This is a genomic window from Flavobacterium sp. GW821-FHT11G01 (assembly GCF_058808175.1).
Map to the genome: position 1 here is coordinate 138,492 of NZ_JBXARK010000011.1, position 22,000 is coordinate 160,491.

The 22,000-nt window shown below is 34.6% G+C and carries 25 protein-coding genes; 20 read left to right on the plus strand and 5 right to left on the minus strand.

Translation table 11 applies throughout. The features are described 5' to 3' along the window. The first annotated feature begins 58 nt into the window (after positions 1-58). The 11 genes from hemC (at position 59) to AC1RRN_RS18600 (ending at position 8,094) form a co-directional block, all read left to right on the plus strand. Entirely contained in the window at positions 59-982 is a 924-nt protein-coding gene (gene hemC / locus AC1RRN_RS18550) for a hydroxymethylbilane synthase (RefSeq protein ID WP_492968734.1), read from the plus strand. Next, positions 982-1,656, plus strand: coding sequence for a uroporphyrinogen-III synthase (locus AC1RRN_RS18555; RefSeq protein WP_492968735.1), 675 nt, complete (start codon positions 982-984; stop codon positions 1,654-1,656). The genes hemC and AC1RRN_RS18555 overlap by 1 nt, the downstream gene beginning before the upstream one ends. A gap of 77 nt (positions 1,657-1,733) precedes the next feature. Next, entirely contained in the window at positions 1,734-2,759 is a 1,026-nt protein-coding gene (gene hemE / locus AC1RRN_RS18560; RefSeq protein ID WP_492968736.1) for a uroporphyrinogen decarboxylase, read from the plus strand. 78 nt (positions 2,760-2,837) lie between these two features. Beyond that, positions 2,838-3,200, plus strand: coding sequence for a hypothetical protein (locus tag AC1RRN_RS18565; protein ID WP_492968737.1), 363 nt, complete (start codon positions 2,838-2,840; stop codon positions 3,198-3,200). Positions 3,201-3,211: 11 nt separating this feature from the next. Beyond that, positions 3,212-3,589 carry a hypothetical protein gene (locus AC1RRN_RS18570; RefSeq protein ID WP_492968738.1) on the plus strand — a complete coding sequence of 126 codons (378 nt, stop codon included), beginning with the start codon at positions 3,212-3,214 and terminating at the stop codon, positions 3,587-3,589. 2 nt (positions 3,590-3,591) lie between these two features. Beyond that, positions 3,592-4,143, plus strand: coding sequence for a GNAT family N-acetyltransferase (locus AC1RRN_RS18575; RefSeq protein ID WP_492968739.1), 552 nt, complete (start codon positions 3,592-3,594; stop codon positions 4,141-4,143). Then, complete coding sequence (gene hemF, locus AC1RRN_RS18580) at positions 4,133-5,035, plus strand: oxygen-dependent coproporphyrinogen oxidase (RefSeq protein WP_492968740.1); 903 nt, start codon at positions 4,133-4,135, stop codon at positions 5,033-5,035. The genes AC1RRN_RS18575 and hemF overlap by 11 nt, the downstream gene beginning before the upstream one ends. Before the next feature lie 104 nt (positions 5,036-5,139). After that, a complete protein-coding gene (locus AC1RRN_RS18585; protein ID WP_492968761.1) occupies positions 5,140-6,027 on the plus strand; it encodes a fructose bisphosphate aldolase in 888 nt (295 codons plus the stop codon). A 125-nt stretch (positions 6,028-6,152) separates the two neighbouring features. Next, positions 6,153-7,151, plus strand: a complete 999-nt coding sequence (gene hemB / locus AC1RRN_RS18590) for a porphobilinogen synthase (RefSeq protein ID WP_492968741.1) — start codon at positions 6,153-6,155, stop codon at positions 7,149-7,151. Positions 7,152-7,153: 2 nt separating this feature from the next. Next, a complete protein-coding gene (locus AC1RRN_RS18595; RefSeq protein ID WP_492968742.1) occupies positions 7,154-7,552 on the plus strand; it encodes a c-type cytochrome in 399 nt (132 codons plus the stop codon). Between the two features lie 92 nt (positions 7,553-7,644). Continuing rightward, positions 7,645-8,094 (plus strand): GyrI-like domain-containing protein, encoded by a 450-nt coding sequence (locus AC1RRN_RS18600; protein WP_492968743.1) that lies wholly within the window; start codon positions 7,645-7,647, stop codon positions 8,092-8,094. 51 nt (positions 8,095-8,145) lie between these two features. On the opposite strand, the gene AC1RRN_RS18605 is transcribed toward AC1RRN_RS18600, so the two are convergent. Next, a complete protein-coding gene (locus AC1RRN_RS18605; protein WP_492968744.1) occupies positions 8,146-10,206 on the minus strand; it encodes a M13 family metallopeptidase in 2,061 nt (686 codons plus the stop codon). Between the two features lie 201 nt (positions 10,207-10,407). Between AC1RRN_RS18605 and AC1RRN_RS18610 the strand changes: the two genes are divergently transcribed. The 5 genes from AC1RRN_RS18610 to AC1RRN_RS18630 all read left to right on the plus strand — a co-directional run bounded on the left by AC1RRN_RS18610 (position 10,408) and on the right by AC1RRN_RS18630 (position 14,700). Continuing rightward, entirely contained in the window at positions 10,408-11,331 is a 924-nt protein-coding gene (locus tag AC1RRN_RS18610; protein WP_492968762.1) for a DMT family transporter, read from the plus strand. Positions 11,332-11,462: 131 nt separating this feature from the next. Next, the gene (locus tag AC1RRN_RS18615) at positions 11,463-12,128 is read left to right on the plus strand and encodes an SCO family protein (protein WP_492968745.1); all 666 of its coding nucleotides are present in this window, start codon (positions 11,463-11,465) and stop codon (positions 12,126-12,128) included. Between the two features lie 104 nt (positions 12,129-12,232). Further along, positions 12,233-12,472 carry a FeoA family protein gene (locus AC1RRN_RS18620; RefSeq protein ID WP_026982352.1) on the plus strand — a complete coding sequence of 80 codons (240 nt, stop codon included), beginning with the start codon at positions 12,233-12,235 and terminating at the stop codon, positions 12,470-12,472. Then, a complete protein-coding gene (gene feoB, locus AC1RRN_RS18625; protein ID WP_492968746.1) occupies positions 12,472-14,571 on the plus strand; it encodes a ferrous iron transport protein B in 2,100 nt (699 codons plus the stop codon). Before AC1RRN_RS18620 ends, feoB begins: the two co-directional genes overlap by 1 nt. Positions 14,572-14,577: 6 nt before the next feature. Continuing rightward, positions 14,578-14,700, plus strand: coding sequence for a FeoB-associated Cys-rich membrane protein (locus tag AC1RRN_RS18630; RefSeq protein WP_072969975.1), 123 nt, complete (start codon positions 14,578-14,580; stop codon positions 14,698-14,700). 148 nt (positions 14,701-14,848) lie between these two features. Here the strand turns inward: AC1RRN_RS18630 and AC1RRN_RS18635 are convergent, their stop codons facing one another. From AC1RRN_RS18635 to AC1RRN_RS18645, 3 genes are all read right to left on the minus strand, one after another. After that, positions 14,849-15,502 carry an HD domain-containing protein gene (locus AC1RRN_RS18635; protein WP_492968747.1) on the minus strand — a complete coding sequence of 218 codons (654 nt, stop codon included), beginning with the start codon at positions 15,500-15,502 and terminating at the stop codon, positions 14,849-14,851. 212 nt (positions 15,503-15,714) lie between these two features. Continuing rightward, positions 15,715-16,707: an acyl-ACP desaturase gene (locus AC1RRN_RS18640; protein WP_192186584.1), complete on the minus strand. Its 993-nt coding sequence runs from the start codon at positions 16,705-16,707 to the stop codon at positions 15,715-15,717. Positions 16,708-16,760: 53 nt separating this feature from the next. Beyond that, complete coding sequence (locus AC1RRN_RS18645) at positions 16,761-17,501, minus strand: lysophospholipid acyltransferase family protein (protein WP_492968748.1); 741 nt, start codon at positions 17,499-17,501, stop codon at positions 16,761-16,763. Between the two features lie 126 nt (positions 17,502-17,627). Here AC1RRN_RS18645 and rnpA point away from each other — a divergent pair, with 126 nt between their 5' ends. From rnpA to AC1RRN_RS18665, 4 genes are all read left to right on the plus strand, one after another. Further along, entirely contained in the window at positions 17,628-18,032 is a 405-nt protein-coding gene (gene rnpA, locus AC1RRN_RS18650; protein ID WP_492968749.1) for a ribonuclease P protein component, read from the plus strand. 80 nt (positions 18,033-18,112) lie between these two features. After that, entirely contained in the window at positions 18,113-18,943 is an 831-nt protein-coding gene (locus AC1RRN_RS18655) for a DUF4349 domain-containing protein (RefSeq protein WP_492968750.1), read from the plus strand. A 3-nt stretch (positions 18,944-18,946) separates the two neighbouring features. Next, complete coding sequence (locus tag AC1RRN_RS18660) at positions 18,947-20,584, plus strand: S41 family peptidase (RefSeq protein ID WP_492968751.1); 1,638 nt, start codon at positions 18,947-18,949, stop codon at positions 20,582-20,584. 6 nt (positions 20,585-20,590) lie between these two features. Further along, positions 20,591-21,394 (plus strand): OmpA family protein, encoded by an 804-nt coding sequence (locus AC1RRN_RS18665; RefSeq protein ID WP_492968752.1) that lies wholly within the window; start codon positions 20,591-20,593, stop codon positions 21,392-21,394. Positions 21,395-21,525: 131 nt separating this feature from the next. Here AC1RRN_RS18665 and AC1RRN_RS18670 read toward each other — a convergent pair whose 3' ends face one another. Next, the gene (locus AC1RRN_RS18670) at positions 21,526-21,975 is read right to left on the minus strand and encodes a GNAT family N-acetyltransferase (protein WP_492968753.1); all 450 of its coding nucleotides are present in this window, start codon (positions 21,973-21,975) and stop codon (positions 21,526-21,528) included. Between the last annotated feature and the right edge of the window lie 25 nt (positions 21,976-22,000).

Consider the following 22,000-nt stretch of genomic DNA (forward strand, 5'->3'; position numbering starts at 1 on the left):
GTCCTTTGACGAAGAAAAGCTTAATTACCTTAATATCTTAATGGTAAAATAATAAAACATGGCTGAAAAAACAATCAGAATTGGAACTCGCGATAGCGAATTGGCACTTTGGCAGGCGCATAATGTCGAGAAACAACTAAACGATTTGGGTTATAAAACCTCAATAGTTGCGGTTAAATCGCAAGGCGATATTATTCTGGATAAACCCCTTTACGAGCTTGGAATTACCGGAATTTTTACCAAAACGCTTGACATCGCCATGATCAATGGCGATATTGATATTGCAGTGCATTCAATGAAAGATGTTCCAACGGCTTTGCCAAAAGGAATAGTTCAGGCTGCGGTTTTAGAAAGAGCCAATGTTTTAGACATTTTGGTACACAAAGGAAATCCGAATTTTGACCAGCCAAGTACAATTGCTACCGGAAGTTTGCGTCGTCAGGCATTGTGGTTCAATAAATATCCTAACCATACGGTGGTTGATTTACGCGGAAACGTAAACACACGTATGCAAAAATTACAAGACAATAACTGGGACGGAGCTGTTTTTGCCGCTGCAGGTTTGGAGCGCATCAATATAAAACCAGAAAATTATATCAATCTAGATTGGATGATTCCGGCACCGGCACAAGGAGCAATGCTTGTTGTGGCAATGGAAAATGACAATTTTACGCTTGATGCAGTTTCGCAATTAAATCATATTGAAACTGAAATTTGTACGTATATTGAACGTCAGTTTTTGAGAACTTTAGAAGGTGGTTGTACGGCGCCAATTGGAGCTTTAGTTCGTTATAATGAAGATGAAGACACTTTAAATTTTCAAGGTGTTTTACTTTCTGTTGATGGAAAACAAAAACTCGAAATCAACAAAACAGTTGATATTTCAGAATGGAAAAAATTAGGTTTTCATTCCGCTCAGGAAATTTTAAACAATGGTGGAACCGAATTGATGGCATCTATAAAAGAATCTCTAAAAAAATAATGGCAAAATCAATTCAGATATTATCTACAAAAAAGCTGTCGGGCGAACAAAAACAGGCATTAACTGATGCTAATTTAGAAGTTATTGATACCGATTTCATTCAGACTCAAAATAAATCTTTCGAATTAAAAGACCTCAACGATAATCTGATTTTTACGAGTCAAAATGCTGTTCACAGTATTTTATCACATCCAAAAGCGGAAGAACTGAAAAGTAAAAACGTTTTTTGCGTTGGCTTAAAAACCAAAATTCTTTTGTCTGAAAGCGGATTTAATGTTGTGGCTTACACTGGTTATGCTTCAGATTTAGCCGAAATTATCACTTTGATTTATCGCTCTGAAACCTTTACTTTTTTTAGTGGAAATCTAAGAAGAGAAACGTTGCCAAAAGTATTAAAAGATGCCGATGTAAAATTCAATGAAATTCAGGTTTACGACACATCATTAACGCCTCAGAAAATAAAAACTACTGTTGACGCAATCTTATTTTTCAGTCCGTCTGGCGTTGAAAGTTATTTAAAAGACAATACCATCAAAAAAGAAACCTGCTTTTGCATTGGAGAAACCACTGCAGACGCTCTAAATAAAATTACCAAAAACATCATTATTGCTGATCAGCCTACAGTTGAAGATGTAATTGAAGATGTAATTGTTGAATACAGCAATAAGCTTTAAGCCTTAGGCAATAAGCAAAAAAATAAAGACAAACAAACGCTTAAAGCCTAAAGCTTAAAGCCTAAAGCAAAAAAACAATGTTAAAAAACGACCTATTTTTAAAAGCATTAAAAGGAGAAACTGTTCAACGTCCACCAGTATGGATGATGCGTCAGGCAGGAAGATATTTACCGGAATTCATCGCTTTGCGTGATAAATATGATTTCTTTACCCGTTGTCAGACTCCGGAATTAGCAGCAGAAATTACAGTTCAGCCCATCCGTAGAATTGCACCGGATGCAGCGATTTTATTCTCAGATATTTTGGTTGTACCGCAAGCAATGGGAATCGAAGTTTTAATGAAAGAAAATTTTGGTCCATTTTTACCAAATCCAATTCGTTCATTGGCTGATGTTCACAGAGTTTATGTTCCGGACATTCAGGAAAGTTTAGGTTATGTAATGGATGCCATTAAATTGACTAAAGAAATGCTGAATGACGAAGTACCGTTAATTGGTTTCGCTGGTTCGCCTTGGACAATTTTCTGTTACGCCGTTGAAGGAAAAGGTTCTAAAAGTTTTGATACTGCAAAAGGTTTCTGCTTTTCAAATCCAGCAGCAGCGCATACTTTATTACAAAAAATAACAGATACTACTATTTTATACTTAAAAGAAAAAATAAAAGCCGGAGTTGATGCCGTTCAGATTTTTGATTCTTGGGGCGGAATGCTTTCTCCAGTTGATTATCAGGAATTTTCATGGAAATACATTAACCAAATCGTAGAAGCATTGGCTGATCACGCGCCGGTTATTGTTTTCGGAAAAGGATGTTGGTTTGCTCTTGGCGAAATGGGTAAAAGTAGAGCTTCTGCTTTAGGAGTTGACTGGACTTGTTCGGCTAGAAATGCTCGTTATTTGTCTGGCGGAAACATTACTTTACAAGGAAATTTCGATCCGTCAAGATTACTTTCTCCAATTCCGACCATCAAAAAAATGGTTCACGAAATGATCGACGAATTCGGAAAAGATAAATATATTGTAAATTTAGGTCACGGAATTTTACCAAATATTCCTGTTGATCACGCTAAAGCGTTTATTGACGCGGTTAAGGAATACAATCAATAGTATGCAGTGATCAGTCGCAGTTTTCAGTCTTACTTCAAAACTGAAAACTGCCGCTGAACATTAATAGTTTAAGCACCTATGAAACAAAAGAATGATATTTCAGAAATTGAAGAAGTTAGTTTTAATTTCATTGGATTTAATATCATGGTATTGTTCCTTTTTATAATTTGGTGGTATAACGTAATCAGTGCAATCATTTTTGGTAATTATTCACTTTCAGGTGAAAAGCAAATGTTTGAAATATTTATTTATAATATTGGTTCATTTGTTTTACCATTGCTATATACTTTTTATATTTTGGCTCATGTTCAATACTCCAAAATAAAAAAACAGTCATTGTATTTTAAACTTATTGGATTAGCCTGGCTTCCAAGCGTAATTTTTTTAATAACGATCTGCTATAATTTAGCAACTATTGACAATAGAGTATATTTCGTATAAAATAATTTATAATGTTAAACAAAGGCCTAAGAGACGAAGAAAGCATCAGAATTGATAACGTTCTCAAAACGTTACGCTCTCTTGACTTTGTACCTCAACCTTTAACTGATGATGAAAAATTTGATATTGAAAATCAATTAAAAGAATTTGGTTTAAACATTGAAACTTTAGTCGATTATCAAAATGAAGAACTAATAACTTTATTAGTACGTCGCCATTTAGATTTCAATCAATTAGAGCAATTTGCTGATTTTTTGATGGAATTTTCAAAAGTAGAAAGCTATGATTTTGAAAATAAGTCTTTAGCTCTTTACCAATATATTCAGCGAGAAAGCAATATTTTTTCTTTTGGAATAAATGCCAAAATTGCCTCGGCCAAAAACAAATAACCATGAGTTTTACAGATTGGAAAATAGATAGAATTGAACATGTTACTCCTGAAGAGTTTTTCACGCTAGTCGATAAAAATAAAAATCACATTCAAAAAACTTTTCCCGTAACACTGGCCAATTCTGATTCTTTAAAAAAAGCAGAAGGTTTTATGGCTGTCAATCTTGAAAAAGAAAAAAACAATGAAGGTTTTTACTTTTTCGCAAGAGCTATTAAAACCAATGACTTAATTGGTTATTTATGTGTGAAAACTATAGATTACCGAATTTCAAAATGTGAATTAGGTTATTTTACCGATGAAAATTTTCAGGGAAAAGGAGTTACATCAAAAATGGTTTCTCATGCACTTGATTTCTGTTTCAATGAATTGAATCTTAATAAAGTTTTCATCTGCACATCAGAAATTAATTTGGCAAGTCAACGAGTTGCACTAAAACACAATTTTAAACAAGAAGGAATTTTACGAGACGAATTTAGAAATGGTGACGGCGAATTGCAGAATACTGTTTATTTCGGATTGCTTAAATCAGAATACAATACTCATGAAAGATAAATTTTACGCATACATACAAAATCTACAAGACCAAATCTGTGCTGGATTAGAAGCTGTTGACGGAACTGCAAAATTCCGTGAAGATCTTTGGAAACGTCCGGAAGGCGGTGGCGGAAGAACACGCGTTATTGAAAACGGCGCAGTTTTCGAAAAGGGTGGTGTAAACATTTCGGCCGTTCACGGAAAATTGCCGGAAGCGATGCAAAAGATGTTTGGTGTTGGTGAAGCTGATTTTTTTGCCTGTGGTTTAAGTTTGGTTTTACATCCGAAAAACCCAATGACACCAACAGTTCACGCAAATTGGCGTTATTTTGAAATGTATGATGAACACGGAAAAGTAATCGAACAATGGTTTGGTGGAGGACAGGATTTAACGCCTTACTATCTATTTGAAGAAGATGCGACTCACTTTCATAAAACGTGTAAAACGGCTTGCGATAAACATAATCCAGAGTTTTATCCAAAATATAAAAAACAATGTGATACTTATTTTTGGAATGCACACCGAAATGAAGCTCGCGGAATTGGCGGTTTGTTCTTTGATTATTGCAAAGCAAATGAGTCAATGTCAATGGAAGATTGGTTCAATTTCGTTTCCGAAGTTGGAAATAGTTTCTTAGAAGCCTATGTTCCAATTGTTGAGAAAAGAAAGAATTTAGCCTATACTCCTCAAAACAGAAATTGGCAGGAAATTCGCCGTGGCCGTTATGTTGAGTTTAATTTGGTTCACGATAAAGGCACATTATTCGGTTTAAAAACCAACGGAAGAATTGAAAGTATTTTAATGAGTTTGCCTCCGCACGTGCAATGGGTTTACGATCATCATGCCGAAGCAGGAAGTGAAGAAGAAAAATTAGTAAACGTGTTGGAAAATCCGCGTGAATGGATCTAAAAAAATGAATTCAATATTCATGTAACTTCTTTGTAATCATAAATTTAAATTGTAATTTACTCTAAAATCTTCAATCTAAAATTTAAAATAGTATGGAAAGAGAAATGAACATTGCACAATTAGATCGCATGCATTCCGGAAAAGGCTTTATTGCTGCATTAGATCAAAGTGGAGGAAGTACACCAAAAGCGCTGGCACAATACGGTGTACAGGAAAGCAGCTATTCGAATGAAGAAGAAATGTACACGCTCGTACATGAAATGAGAACCCGTATTATTAAAAGTCCTGCATTCAATAGCGAATATATTCTGGGAGCTATTTTGTTTGAAAACACCATGGATCGCAAAATTGACGGACAATGGACTGCTGATTATTTATGGGAAAAGAAAAATATAGTTCCGTTTTTAAAAGTTGATAAAGGACTTGCTGATATTGCCAATGGCGTACAGCTGATGAAACCTATTTCTAATTTAGACGAGTTGTTGACACGAGCTGTAGAAAAAAACGTTTTTGGAACCAAAATGCGTTCTGTTATCAAAGAAGCAAATGCGGAAGGAATTCGTGAAGTTGTTGAACAGCAGTTTAAAGTTGGTTTACAAATCTTTAAAAAAGGATTAGTACCAATCATTGAACCAGAAGTTGATATTTATAGTGCTGATAAAGAAAAATCTGAAGAGATTTTAAAAGAAGAAATTAAGAAACAGCTTGACTTGTTGGATAAAGAGGTAAAAGTGATGCTGAAATTATCTATTCCGACTGTGAATGACTTTTATAGAGAATTAATGTCTGATCCGCATGTTGTGCGTGTTGTGGCATTATCCGGAGGATATTCCGAAGAGGAAGCCAATGCTAAGCTGACACAAAACCACGGTTTAATTGCCAGTTTTTCGAGAGCATTGTCTGAAGGTCTTTCTGCTGGTCAGTCTAATGATGAATTTAACCAAAAACTTGATAAAACCATAAAAGCAATTTATACCGCTTCAATTACATAAAAATAAAAACATTAAAAATTCTAATAAATTGGATTGTCGATTAATGATTAAGGACTGTGTTTTCAAACTATCTGAATACCCACAATCAAAAATCTAAAATCAGCAATCAAAAATCTAAAATAATTATGTTCCCATTACAAAGAGGCAGAAGACTGCGAGTAAATGAATCTATCCGTAGTTTAGTTCGCGAAACAACATTGAGTCCAAGTGATTTTATGTTTCCAATGTTTATTGCAGAAGGCGAAAATTATAAAGTTGAAATTCCATCTATGCCGGGAATTTTTCGTCGTTCTATTGACTTAACTGTTGAAGAAGTAAAAGAAATTTTTGCTTTAGGAATTCGTGCTGTCAATATTTATGTAAAAGTAGACGAATCACTAAAAGACAATACCGGAAAAGAAGCCTGGAATTCAAACGGATTAATGCAAAATGCCATTAAAGCCATAAAAGCAGCTTGCCCTGAAATGATTGTAATGCCGGATGTTGCGCTTGATCCCTACTCTATTTATGGTCATGACGGAATCATTGAAGATGGTGATGTTGCCAATGATGCTACCAACGAAGCATTGGTAAAAATGGCCGTTTCGCATGCACAAGCCGGAGCCGATTTTGTAGCCCCAAGTGATATGATGGATGGACGTATTTTGCGTTTGCGTCAGGGATTGGATGTCGCAGGATTTCATAATGTGGGTATCATGAGTTATTCGGCTAAATATGCATCTGCATTTTACGGACCGTTTCGTGATGCTTTGGACAGTGCGCCCAGAGAAGCGGATGTTGTAGTTCCAAAAGACAAAAAAACATACCAAATGGATTATGCCAACCGTATCGAAGCCATCAGAGAAACTCTTATGGATGTAGAAGAAGGTGCTGATATGGTAATGGTAAAACCAGGAATTGCTTATCTGGATATTGTACGTGAGGTAAAAAATGCCGTAAATGTTCCGGTAACAGTTTTTCATGTTTCAGGAGAATACGCCATGATTAAGGCGGCAGCTGAAAGAGGCTGGTTGGATAATGATAAAATTATGATGGAACAACTTTATTGCATTAAGCGTGCGGGAGCTAGTATTATCTCGACTTATTTTGCTAAAGAAGCTGCAATATTATTAAATAAGAAATAAAAATGAAAAAAGTATTATTCTTATCTGCCGTTCTAGCTTTCGCATCTTGTAAAAAGGAAACAACTGAAAATCCTGCAACCTCAACAGAAACCTATTCAGAAGGAGAATCGGCGGAAGCCAAAACACCGGAAGCTTTAGGAAAAGACATTTTTGAGGGAAAAGGAAATTGCGTTTCCTGCCATCAGGTGGATCAAAAAATTATTGGTCCGAGTATTCAGGAAATCGGAAAAACATATAAAGACAAAAAAGGTGATATTATTACTTTCTTAAAAGGAAATGCAGATCCAATTGTTGATCCAAGTCAGTTTTCGGTTATGAAAACTAATTTTCCGGTAACTCAGGCGATGTCTGATGAAGAATTAAAAGCAATTGAGGCTTATATTTACAGCAACACAAAATAACGGCTTAAATTATCTTTTTTCAATTTCCTGCTGACACACTGTTGTCGCACTGTCATCGTAAATTTGAAATTAACAAAATAATTTAACTAAAAATGGATATTCAAAAATTTAGTGTTATTGGAATTTCAATACGAACGACTAACGAAAATGGTCAATCAGGAAAAGATATTCCGGCTCTTTGGAACAAATTTATGACGGAAGGAATTGCTGAAAGAATTCCGAATAAAATCGACAATTCTCTTTATTGTGTTTATACCGAATACGAAAAAGATCACACAAAACCTTACACAACCATTTTAGGATGTCTGGTAAGTTCTTTAGATTCTATTCCGGAAGAGATGACAGGAAAAACTATTGAAAAAGCAACTTATGAAAAGTTTACTGCGAAAGGAAATCTTCATGAAGGCATTGTTTTTAACGAATGGATGAAGATTTGGAACTCAGATTTAGACAGAAGTTTTACTGCTGATTTTGAAATTTACGGAGAGAAATCCCAAAATCCTGAAAATCCCGAAGTCGATATTTTCATTGCAATTAAATAGATAAAAACAAAAACGGCGCTAAATTAGCGCCGTTTTTTTATGCTTATTATATTACCAGATTTTAACTCTTTTTGCTGGTTCTATGTACATTTTGTCTCCTGCTTTAATTCCAAAAGCCTGGTAGAAAGTATCCAAATTCTGAATTGGCACCACCGCTCTGTACATTCCAGGAGAGTGTGGATCTGTTTTAACCTGGCTTTTTATAGCCTCATCTCTTGATTTTGTTCTCCAAACTGTAGCCCATGAAATAAAGAAACGTTGTTCCGGAGTAAATCCGTCAATTAAACCTGGATTTCCATTTGCTTTCAAATACAACTGCAAACCATCATAAGCTGCATTTGTACCACCTAAATCTCCAATGTTTTCTCCTAAAGTAAATTTACCATCTACATGAATTCCTGGTAATGGCTCTAAAGCACTGTATTGTGCAGCAAGTTCACCTCCAAGAGTTGTAAATTGTTTTAAATCGTCAGCAGTCCACCAATCAACTAAATTTCCATCTGCGTTGTAACGTGCACCTGAATCATCAAAACCGTGAGAGATTTCGTGACCGATAACAGCTCCAATTCCACCATAATTTACAGCTTCGTCAGCCTGGTAATTGTAGAAAGGAGGTTGCAAAATCGCTGCAGGGAAAACAATCTCGTTATAAGATGGATTGAAATAAGCGTTTACCGTTTGTGGTGACATTCCCCACTCCGTTTTATCAACTGGCTTACCTAATTTAGCAAGGTTTTCTGCGTAAGACCATTTTGATAAACTTCTCATGTTATCAAAATAAGTTCCGCCTTCGCTAACGTTTTTAAGTTCTAAAGCTGAATAATCTTTCCATTTATCAGGATATCCAATTTTAACTGTTAACTTATTTAATTTTTCAATAGCTTTTGTCTTAGTTTCAGCTGACATCCATGGCAAAGCATTGATTCTGTTTCTGTACGCCTGCATTACATTTGCAATCATGTCTTTAGCTTTAGCTTTAGCTTCAGCCGGGAACAATTTTTCTACATAAAGTTTTCCAAGCGCTTCTCCGGTTGTTGTGTTGATAACCTGCAAAGCAACTTCCTCACGCGGACGTTGTTTTAAAGCTCCTGTTAATGTTTTTCCGTAGAAATCAAAATTAGCATTTTCGATATCTGTACTCAACGTTGATGCTGCTCTGTTTAATAAAGACCATTTTAAGTACTCTTTCCACGCTTCTACTTTCTTTTCAGTAAAAGTTTTTTCTAAAGCGATCATGTAACGAGGCTGGGCAACATTCACAGAATCCAATTTTGTCATTCCGATTCCGGCAAAATATTTATCCCATTGAATAGATGGTGTATTCTTTTTTAAATCAGCAACGGCCGTTGGATTGTATTGTTTTCTACGATCTCTGCGCTCAACGCGATCTAATCTTGGTGCAGACATTTCAACTTCTAAAGCCAAAATTTGTTTTGCACTTTCTTTTGCTTTTGCAGGAGATTCTCCAATATATTGTAGCATTCGAGCCACGTGAACCTCATATTTTTCACGTTTTTCTTTAGAATCTTTATCGTCTGAATTGTAGTAATCCTTATCAGATAATCCTAAATTTCCCGGACCTAAGTTTACCGTGTTTTTGTTACTGTTTTTAGCATCAGCACCAACAAAAACTCCAAAGAAACCAGCGCCACCCTGAGGTTGCATTTCAGTAAGGAAGTTTTGTAAATCAGCTACATTTTTAATAGCGTCAATTTTCTTCAAGTAAGGCTGAAGCGGAGTAACACCTCTTTTATTTCTTCCGACAGTATCCATGATCGTATTAAATAAAGCAATTGCCTTACCTTGATCTGTATTTGATTTATACTTTGGATCTTTTGAAGCGGCTTTTAAAATCGCTAATGAATTTTCGTCTGTTTTCTGGCGTAGTTCATTGAAACTTCCCCATGAATTTCTATCACTTGGAATTTCAGTTTTTTCTAACCAAGTTCCGTTTACGTAACGAAAAAAATCGTCACCTGGACTAACTTTAGTATCCATATTAGCAATATTGATACCTGGTTCTTTTGGTTTTGCATCTTGAGCCTGCACAGCACTAAAAGTGAACATTGCAGAAACTACACAAAACATAGGTTTAGTAAGCTGTTTAATCATTTTTCTTTATTGTTTTAGTATATACACAAACATATTGTTATTATTTTGATTACTATGTTAAAATTTACCAATAAATTGGCCTGAGGATTTACATTCAATTTCCGAATGGATTTAAGCGAAAAGTTTCATGAATATTATGTCCGTTTTTTCGGAATATTTGAAATTGTTTTTGGAATATTTGTCAAAAGAAAAAATATAAAAGTGAGAGCAAAAATTCAGAATGCCTTTTCAGGAAAAATTGAAGCTATAGGATTTCCAATTTTAGCTTTATGCTGGGTCAGTTTCTTTTGGGGAACCACCTGGCTGGCATCAAAAGAAGCAGTTAGCCATATGCCCGGACTTCAGGTAGCCACTATACGTCAGTTTTTGGGAGGCTTGCTTTATGTTGGCTATTTTTTAATCAAAAAAGAACCCTGGCCAAAAGGCAAACAATGGAAAACGATTATTATTTTATCTATACTGAATTTTGCCTTAAGTAATGGTTTAAGCACTTGGGGCGTGAAATATATCAGTAGCGGATTAGGTGCCATTATTAGTGCTCTGTTTCCAATTTGGATTATTATTATCAATTTTTTTAATGGTATAAAAATCGCCAGAGTGGCTTTGTTCGGAATTCTGATTAGTTTTGGCGGAATCTGTATCATTTTCATGGATTATATATCTGATTTTTTAAGACCTGATTTTCAATTCGGAATCATTTTGATGACGGCTTCTACTATTACCTGGGCTTTCGGAATTTTAGAAACCAAGAAAAAAGCATCAAGTTTTAATCCGTATTTTAGCTTAGGATTGCAAATGTTGATTTCGAGTGTGTTTTTATTTGGAATTACAGAAGCCGCAGGAGCCAATATTCCGTTGAGTAAAATCTCAATAAATTCCTGGTGGGCAATTGCTTACTTAATCATTATCGGTTCAGTCTTAACTTTCATTGCTTTTATTTATACGCTACAACATCTTCCAACGGAAATCAGTAGTATTTACGTCTATATAAATCCGATAGTTGCCATGGTTTTAGGATCTTTTATTTTTGGTGAAACACTAACGCAGGCTATTGCAATTGGCGCAGCAGTAACTTTAATTGGATTGTATCTGGTAAACAAGTCTATTAGAAAAACTAAAGTTTAAATTAATCGCCACGAATTCACGAATTATTATTATTTAATTTGTGAATTCGTGGCGATTAAAACCGTGTTAAAAGGAATACAGAATTAGTTTTTTAAAAACTCCTTTTCGTATTTTTGCGGCAAATTCTGTTTATGAAATCTTTACTATACAAATACCGCAAATTCTTTATTGTTTTAATAGTATTTTCGGTTGTTACTATATCCCTATTTTATTCCGCTTTAAAGCCACAAAAAACATTACCTATTTACAATCCTTCTGATGTAAATCCTGAACTGGTTGATAGTACGATTCAATACAAAAGTAAATACCACACCATTGCTGATTTTTCTTTTGTAAATCAAAATGGCGATACTATAACACAAAAAAACTACGAAGGAAAAATTTATGTAGCCGACTTTTTCTTCACTACTTGCGGATCTATTTGTCCAAAAATGTCAACAAATTTAACAGAAGTTCAAAAAGCAGTTTTAAACAATCCAAAAGTGTTGCTCCTTTCTCATACTGTATTTCCTGAGGTCGACAGCGTTTCTGTTTTAAAAGCTTATGCTATAAAATACGGAGTTGTAGACAGCAAATGGAATTTGGTTACCGGCGATAAAAAAGAAATTTATACGATGGCCCGAAAATCATATTTAGCGGTGAAATTAGGTCGCCCTGACCAATTGTACGATATGGTTCATACAGAGAATTTTGTTTTGGTAGATCAAAAGCGTCGTGTTCGCGGATTTTATGACGGAACAAATAAAGAAGAAATCAAACGTCTTCTCGAAGACATCGATTTCTTATCGCAAGAGTAAATTTTGGCTTATTTAAGTAAATTTTGGCACAATCAAAACTGTTAATTGCCTTGAAATAAAGAATTATTGCCTATTTTTGCAATCTAAATTCAATCTAAATAAGCTTGCAAAATACAATTCACACTCTGAAAAAAGGCGAAAAAGCCATTATCAAAGATTTTGATATCGATCTTATTCCTCTAAAGTTATTAGAAATGGGTTGTTTGCCGGGCAGCTTAGTCGAATTACTTCAAATTGCTCCTTTTGGAGATCCTTTATATTTAGATATTAACGGTTCTCATGTCGCCATTCGTATAGAAACTGCTCGTGAAATTGAAGTTGAACTTATCAAAACCAATTTGTAATGAGCATTCAAAATATCAATGTTGCCCTAATCGGGAATCCTAACACAGGAAAAACTTCTGTTTTTAATCGGCTTACCGGTTTAAATCAGCAAGTTGGAAATTATCCCGGGATTACGGTTGAGAAGAAAATAGGTTTCTGCAAACTTCCACATAACATTAAAGCTAATATTCTGGATTTACCCGGAACTTATAGTTTGAATGCCAGTTCGATGGACGAAAGTGTTGTGATTGAACTTTTGCTAAACAAAAACGATAAATTATATCCGGACGTTGCAGTAGTGGTAACAGATGTTGAAAATCTGAAACGAAATTTACTGATTTACACTCAAATAAAAGACCTTGAAATTCCGACGATTTTAGTCATCAATATGTCTGATCGTATGGAAAGAAAAGGAATCACTTTAGACATTCCATATCTGGAAGAAAAATTAAAAACCAAAATTGCTTTGGTAAGTTCCCGTAAAGGTCATGGAATCGAGGAATTAAAAGAATTAATCGTTTCATACAAAACGATTCCGCATGAACCTTGCTTAAATGCCTCTATTATTGATACTGCCTATTTTGAAAAACTGCAACATGCTTTTCCGAATCAATTATTGTACAAATTGTGGTTGGTCATTACGCAGGATGTGAATTTTTTGAATTTAGAGCGTAATGAAATCCGAAGTACTTTTACCAAATCACATTCAGAATTAAAACGTTTACAACAAAAAGAAACCATCAAAAGATATCAATTCATAAACGATGTTTTAAAAGAAGGTTTGCAAGTTGATGAATCAATGGCAAAAGATATTCGCGCCAGACTTGACCGTGTTTTAACGCATAAGTTCTGGGGTTACGTTATTTTCTTAGCCATTTTATTTGTGATTTTCCAATCGATTTTCAGCTGGTCAACAATCCCGATGGATTTCATTGACAGCACTTTTGCTTCTTTAAGCAGTTGGACAGCTTCAGAATTGCCAAGCGGTATTTTAACCGATTTACTTTCTCAGGGAATTATTCCGGGAATTGGCGGAATTCTGATTTTCATTCCGCAAATTGCCTTTTTGTTTTTGTTTATTTCCATTTTGGAAGAAAGCGGATACATGAGCCGTGTAGTTTTCCTGATGGATAAAATCATGAGAAAGTTTGGGTTATCAGGAAAAAGCGTTGTGCCTTTAATATCAGGAACTGCCTGCGCCATTCCGGCAATTATGGCAACCCGAAATATCGAAAACTGGAAAGAACGTTTAATTACCATTTTAGTAACACCGTTCACGACTTGTTCTGCGAGGCTTCCGGTTTATACGATTATTATTTCACTGGTTATTCCGGATCAACGTGTTCTGGGAATTTTAAACTTGCAGGGATTATCGTTGATGTTGCTTTATTTATTAGGATTTGGAACCGCCATTTTATCAGCATATATCTTAAATAAGATTCTGAAATTTAATTCTAAAACCTATTTCGTAGTCGAAATGCCGAGCTACAAAATGCCACTTTTAAAGAATGTCGGAATTAATGTTGTGGAGAAAACCAAAGCATTTGTCGTTGGTGCGGGTAAAATTATCTTAGCGATATCTGTGATTTTATGGTTTTTAGCTTCTTTTGGACCTGGAAAAGATTTTAATGAAGCCGAAACAATTGTAAAAGAAAGATTTGCCAACACAACTTTAAATGAAGTTCAATTTGAAAATGAAGTAGCTTCTCAAAAACTGGAGAATTCGTATATCGGGATTATGGGCAAAGCTATTGAACCAGCCATTTCACCTTTAGGCTACGACTGGAAAATTGGAATTGCCATTATCAGTTCATTTGCCGCACGTGAGGTTTTTGTTGGAACATTGGCCACAATTTACAGCGTTGGAGACAGCGACAATGAAGCAACCATTAAAAGTAAAATGCAGAAAGAAGTAAATCCGGTAACGGGTCAAAAGATTTTCAATTTTGCCTCAGGAATTTCGTTACTATTATTTTATGCTTTTGCGATGCAATGCGCCAGTACATTAGCGATTACCAAAAAAGAAACGAATTCATGGAAATGGCCGGCAATGCAACTTTTCTTAATGAGTGGTTTAGCTTATTTTGTTGCACTTCTAGCTTATCAACTTTTAAAATAAATGGCCATGATACAAGAAATTATTGCCTTTGGAATATTACTTATTGCGGTCGCTTTTTTGATCAAAAAATTCTTTTGGAAATCTAAAAAGAAAAAGGATTGTGGTGATGGGAATTGTGGATGTTCTTAGAGGAAGGTTCAAAGTTGCAAAGGCTCAAAGGGACAAAGGTTTTGGAAACAGTTTCACAGAGGGATATACAAAAACAGAAAGCTTCACAGAGATTTAAATTTCTTTGTGAAGCTTTGTGTTTTCTTGGCGAATCTTTGTGGAATAAAAATTACTTCACACCCTCCCATTCTGCATAAAACTGGGCTAAAAAGGTTTCCATAAATTTATGTCTTTCAGCAGCGATTTGTTTTCCGGTTTCGGTATTCATTTTATCTTTTAAAAGCAAAAGCTTCTCGTAGAAATGATTTATCGTCGGCGCATTATTCTTTTTGTATTCTTCTTTGCTCATGTTTGTTATTGGAGCGATTTCAGGGTTATATAAGGCACGATTTTTAAATCCGCCATAATTGAACGCTCTTGCAACTCCAATTGCTCCTATCGCGTCTAAACGATCCGCGTCCTGAACGATATCCAATTCTATAGAGGAGAAACTCTTTTCAAAATTTCCGCCTTTATATGAGATGTTTTCGATGATGTTTACGACATGTTGAATAATTTCCTCAGAAACATTCTCAGACTCCAGAAATAATCTTGCCGTTTTTGGCCCGATGGTTTCATCTCCGTTGTGAAATTTACTGTCGGCAATATCATGAAGCAAAGCGCCAAGTTGAACTACAACTAAATCGCAATCAGTATCTTTTGCAATTAAAAGGGCATTTTTATAAACACGTTCAATATGAAACCAATCGTGTCCGCCTTCAGCATCATTTAATTTTTCTTTTACGAACGCAATTGTTTTATTTATTAATTCTGGATTATTCATAGTTTGTAATTCTTGTAATGTTGATAGCACGCTGATAACACGGATTAAGCAGATTTACACTGATTGTTTTCTATTTTAAATAAAAATGTTGATTGCTTAAGTTTATAAAACCTCAGCAATCAACAATATTTACAATATCAATATCAATTGCAAAAATCAATTTTAAAATCGTTAATCAACAATCTAAAATCTAAAATCTGCAATCTAAAATTTTAAAGTCTCGCAGGTTCAACCCATTTAAAAATGTGAGATTCCTGCGGGATTACTAATCTTTCAGAAATTCTTGCCATACGAGCTGGTAATTTCATTAAGTAATCACGTGCTTTTTCTGCTTCATCTGTCAAATTAGAAACTTTGTCAATTTCCCATTTGTCAATTAATTTCTGCATGATATCTACATAATCGTTGGCAGTGTAAACACCGATACGTTGTGCAGAATCAGAAAATTGTTCGAAAGCTGAGCTGATCTTTTGACCAGATTCTCTCAGGAAATGAGCTGGCATAACGATTTTTTGTTTCATCATGTATTGAAACGCCAACATCATTTCGCTTGGATCGACTGCAAAAATACGTGTAACAAATTCGCTATAAGCATGGTGATGACGCATCTCGTCACCAGCAATCATTTTACACATTTTAGACAACTTGTTATCACCAAATTTCTTAGCCATTTGGGCTACTCTATTGTGCGATACATAGGTTGCTAATTCCTGAAAACTGGTATATACAAAGTTTTTGTATGGATCAGATCCAGTTCCGATATCAAAACCGTCGTTGATCAAATGCTGTGTTGTCATTTCGATTTCACGCATGTTCACACGACCAGACAAATACAAGTATTTATTTAGCAAATCACCGTGGCGGTTTTCTTCTCCGGTCCATTGACGGATCCATTTAGACCAACCGTTTCCACCATTTTCAACCTGATTGATTCCTTCAACATCCATTAACCAGGATTCGTAAGTAGGCAAAGCTTCTTCAGTGATAGTATCACCTACTAAAGTTACCCAGAAATCATATGGTAATTCTTTGGCAATTTCACGTAATTCTCTAACCTCCTCAAAGAAATTATCTCCTTCAGAATTAGGTAGAAAATCTGACGGTTGCCAAATTTTTTCTACTGGAATTAAATACTGTTCTACGAAGCTATCCACGTTTTTTTCCAAAAACTGCATTACTTCTAATCTAATGTTTTTTATAGACATTACTTATTTAAGATTGCGATTTCTATTTTCATTTTATTTCTGAAAACAAAAATCTATTTATACTCGTTTACTCCTTCAACAACTGCCTTTTCTGTCAACTGCATTAACTCGGCAAAATCATAATCTTTTACAGCCATTGCTTTATGTGCGGTAAAGGTAAGGTGATTTCCTAAACCAACCGGGAAAAACCCGTATTTTACCATTTTCCATGAATTGTTGATACTCACTGGTACTACATACGCTGATGGCGCATATTTACAAAGAATTTTCAAACCGCTTTGGGCGAATTCTTTTGGTTTACCAGTTTTACTTCTTGTGCCTTCGGGGAAAATTACTGCAGATCTTGTATTCTTTTCAATATATTCAGACAAGCCTTTGATTACCGGAATTGCCTGTTTTGGGTCTTTACGGTCAATTAGGACTGATCCTCCATGGCGTAAATTAAAAGATACGCTCGGGATTCCGCTACCTAACTCCTTCTTACTTACAAATTTACAATGAAAACGTCTAAAGTACCAAATCATTGCGACGATATCGTACATACTTTGGTGATTCGACACAAAAATCAACGGAACTCCCGTGGGAATTGTCTCTCTATTTTCGATGGTATATCTGGTTCCTACAAGATTGGTACATCTTAAAAGGAAAAAATTCAAATAATCAACACTAACTTTATGAGCCTGATAGCCAAAAACATTTAGGCAAATCCATTGTATCGGATGAAAAACAATCAGACACAATCCAAAACATAAATAGTAAATTACGGATATGGGATACGAAATTATCTTTTGCATGCTTAAAAAAATTAATTGCCAAAAGTAATAAATAAATTTTTAGCGGTATAAAAATTGAAAACAATAACCGCTTTTATGGTTTAATTGTACCTTTGCCTATAAAATTGCAACTTTTTTCTGAATTAAATGAACTTCACTTACCCTAAAAATGAACGCTTAAAGAGCAAAACGACAATTGGTTTACTGTTTTCTGAAGGAAAATCGGTTTCTAAATATCCGTTGCGTTTGGTTTACCGTCAAGCGGAAGCTGATTCAGAAGAAAAAATTAAAATTGGTGTTTCGGTTTCTAAGAAATATTTCAAAAGAGCCGTTGACCGAAATTATTTCAAACGCGTTCTTAGAGAAACCTATCGATTAAACAAACATTTGCTTTGGGATAATGTGGAACAGCCTTATTCTCTGATGTTTTTCTATCAGACCAAAGACAAATTATCTTATGAAGAAATCAACAACAAAACGATTCAGTTGTTTGAGAAATTTCTGCAACAAATAAACAAAACGACAGATTCTGAAACTAAAACAGAAATCTAAATCTCAAAAAACAACTTTGTTTATCAAATTGGACAAAAAATTATAAAAAAATTGTAGTTTTAGCTCTAAATTGAAACTTTATGAGATATATTTTCTGTTTTTTCTGTTTTGTTTTAATTCTTTCTGGCTGCAACAAATCTGCCGAATCGGAAGTAAGCGCAATGTCTATTCAAACGGTAAAACTTCCTCCTAAAAGCGAGTCAGATTCTTACGACAAAAATCCAGATCCTGTAGCTCCGGCGATCAAACAAAAAATCGAACAGAAAATCATAAAAGAAGCGACTTTAAGATTTGAAACCGATAATCTTGAAACTACTTTCAATCAAATTCAAAAAGCAGTTTCTACCAATAAAGCAAGAATAATAAACGATTCTGAAGGAAAAGATTTTGCAACTGTTTTTAGGAATCTTACGGTCAAAGTACCAAGCCAGAATTTTGATCGTTTTATAAGTGATATTTCTAAAGGCGTTTCTTATTTTGAAGTTAAAAATATATCTGCCGAAGATGTTACGGAACAGTTTATTGATCTGACTTCCAGATTAAAAACGAAGAAAAAACTCGAAGAACGTTATCTTGAAATCTTAAAAAAAGCAAACAAAGTAAGTGAGATTTTAGAGATTGAAGAACAAATTTCGACTATTCGCGAAGAGATTGAAGCCAAAGAAGGTCAGCTGAAATATTTGGAAAGTCGCGTCTCTGAAAGCACGATTACTATTGAATTTTACAAAACAATTGCCGAAAAAGAAGGTGTTAAAATATCGTATGGCTCAAAACTGTGGACTGCAATTAAATCAGGATTCTTTAGTTTATCTGATTTATTGATTTCATTATTAAGTGTTTGGCCGTTTATTATCTTATTTTGTGTATTTGCCTATTTTATTAGAAGAAGATTAAAAAGAAAAAAAGCATAAATCATGTATCCTTATCTCAAAAAGAAGTTCGTTATACCAGCCGTTGCCGCAGGATTTTTATTTATTGGAACCAGTTTCAAAGACGATTTCTTTGAGATAGCCAAGCAAATCGAAATCTTCACGACTTTGTTCAAAGCCGTTAATACCAATTATGTAGATGAAACGAATCCGGGTGATTTGATGGACAAAGCCATTAAAAGCATGTTGGGAAGTTTAGATCCGTACACGGTTTACTTTAACGAACAAGATGTTGTAAATTTTAAAATCAATAATACCGGAGAATATACCGGAATTGGTGCCTTGATCTCTCGTAAAAAAGACCGTTTAATTGTTCGCGAGCCTTATAAAAATTATCCTGCCGATAAAGCCGGACTAAAAGCAGGCGATGAAATTATCCAGATTGGAGATGTTTTAATTGCCGATTTTAAAGATGATGCATCGCAATTATTAAAAGGAACAAAAAACACTAAAATCCAGATCAAATACCTTCGTCAGGGAAAAACCTTTACAACCGAATTGGTTTTGAACGAAGTTGATATCAAATCGGTTCCGTTTTATGGAAAAATTGATGATAAAACAGGTTATATTGTTTTGGCACATTTTAGCCGAAAAGCTGCCGCTGAAGTTAAAGAAGCTTTGGAAAAACTGAAAGCTGATGGCGCCACACAGATTGTTCTTGATTTGAGAGGAAATCCAGGCGGTTTGTTAAATGAAGCAATTGATATCTGTAATTTATTTGTTCCGAAGAATGAAGTGATCGTAACTACAAAATCAAGAATTGAAAAGCACAACAACACGTATAAAACGACCAAAGAACCGGTTGATACACAGATTCCGTTAGCAATTTTAGTAAATGGAAGAAGTGCTTCAGCATCAGAAATTGTTTCCGGGGCTTTGCAGGATTTGGATCGCGCGGTTATTTTAGGAAGCCGCAGTTTCGGAAAAGGTTTGGTGCAACGTTCTGTTGATCTTACTTACGGAACACAGTTAAAAGTTACTATTTCACGTTATTATACGCCATCAGGCCGTTGTATTCAGGCGTTAGATTATGCGCATAAAGACAAAAACGGTGTCGCTCAAAAAACGGATGCTAAAAATTTCAATGCTTTTAAAACCCGAAAAGGCAGAACGGTTTATGATGGCGGAGGTGTCTTGCCGGATATAGAATTAGACGAAACCAAAATGAGTCCGATTACTACCGCATTAATGAAAAATGACGGAATTTTTGATTACGCAACAACGTATTATTACAAAAATCCAAATTTAGGTGATAAGATTCCGGTACTGACCGATGCAGATTATACAAGCTTTAAGCAGTACTTAAAAGCGAACAAAATCAGTTTTGATACAGAAACCGAAGTGGCTTTAAAAAACACTTTGGCAGCAGCCAAAACAGAAAAAATAGACGAAACAATTGCTCCGGAATATCAGCAATTATTAGCAGCACTTGAAAAAAGCGAAACGACCTTACTGGATAAAAACCAAAAAGAGATCAGAGGATTAATTCAGGAAGAATTGATCAAAAGATACCAATATCAGGAAGGATTATATCAGTTTTATATTAAAAACAATTCAGAAATTAAAAAAGCAGTTAATATTTTAAATAACCAAACCGAGTACAAGACGATTTTAAAAATGTAAAAAATAATGAATATTTGTAGAGCCCTATTTCTGTTTATTATTTACAATTTATCGGCGCAGCAAAAACCTATTGAAACCATTTATTTTGAGTTTGACAAATATGATCTTACTCCCAAACAAACCGAAGTTGTAACTAATTTCATTAAAAGTATTGACACCACAAGAGTTGAGTCGATACAAATTTACGGATACTGTGATGATCGCGGTAATGATGACTATAATTTTAGATTATCAAATAATCGTGCCAATACGATTCAGAACCTCTTGGTTTCGACTGGCTTCAATCAAAGTAAAATAGTTATTTTAGAAGGAAAAGGACGTGTTGTTTTAAGACCAGACACCGTCGAAAACCTTCATGAAACGCGTTCAAAAAATCGACGTGTTGATTTGATTGTTGTGAAACGTAATAGTTTTGGAAAAGGTATTTATACCTCTTTTAAAGATAATTTAAAAGTTGGCGATAAAATATACTTAGACAACATATTATTTGATATTGGCAGTTCAAAACTCACTGCTGCATCAAAAAAAGAATTGGATAAAATCGCTGTAAAACTTCAAACGGACAAAAAAATTCAATTTGAAATTAGAGGTCACGTTTGTTGCACTCCTGAAATTTATAGTGACGGAATTGACAAAGACACTAAAGAAAGAAGACTTTCCTGGAACCGTGCCAAAACCGTTTTTAATTATCTAGCCACTAAAAAAATCTCCAAAAACAGAATGACTTATCAGGGTTGTGGCAATAAATATCCTTTAGGACTTGGAGATGATTTTGATAGACGTGTAGAGTTTTTGATTACTAAAATATAAACCTTTTATAAATACTTAAAGTTAAACTTTAAACGAAGTTGTTATTTCACTGTATTAAAGCGCATTATAAAAACAATAATTGATACTGAATTTTATCGCAACATAATTGCTTTAAGATGAAATTCATTTTATTATTTTCCACGAATCATTTCAATATGCGGAATATCATCTTCCAGATACATTTCGCTTGTTTGCACAAAACCATGACTTTCATAGAATTTCTTCAAATACAATTGTGCACCGATTGTAATTTTATCTTTTCCATAATTTGATTTAATTCCTGCAATTGCTTCACGCATTAAATCGTGTCCCCATTTTTTATCACGATAATTGGCATCAACAACTACCCTTCCAATTGAGGCATTATCAAAACTTATTCCTGCGTCGAACAAACGAGAATAAGCTACCACTTTTCCATCGTATTCACCAATTAGATGTAATGCTTTCTTGTCTTTACCATCAAGATCCAAATAAACGCAATTTTGCTCCACGACAAAGATCTCACTTCTCACTTTGAGCAAATCATATAACTCATGAACCGTTAATGCGTCAAACGGCTTTATTTTCCATTTTAATTCCATTCTAGTATTCTTTATGTCTATTTTT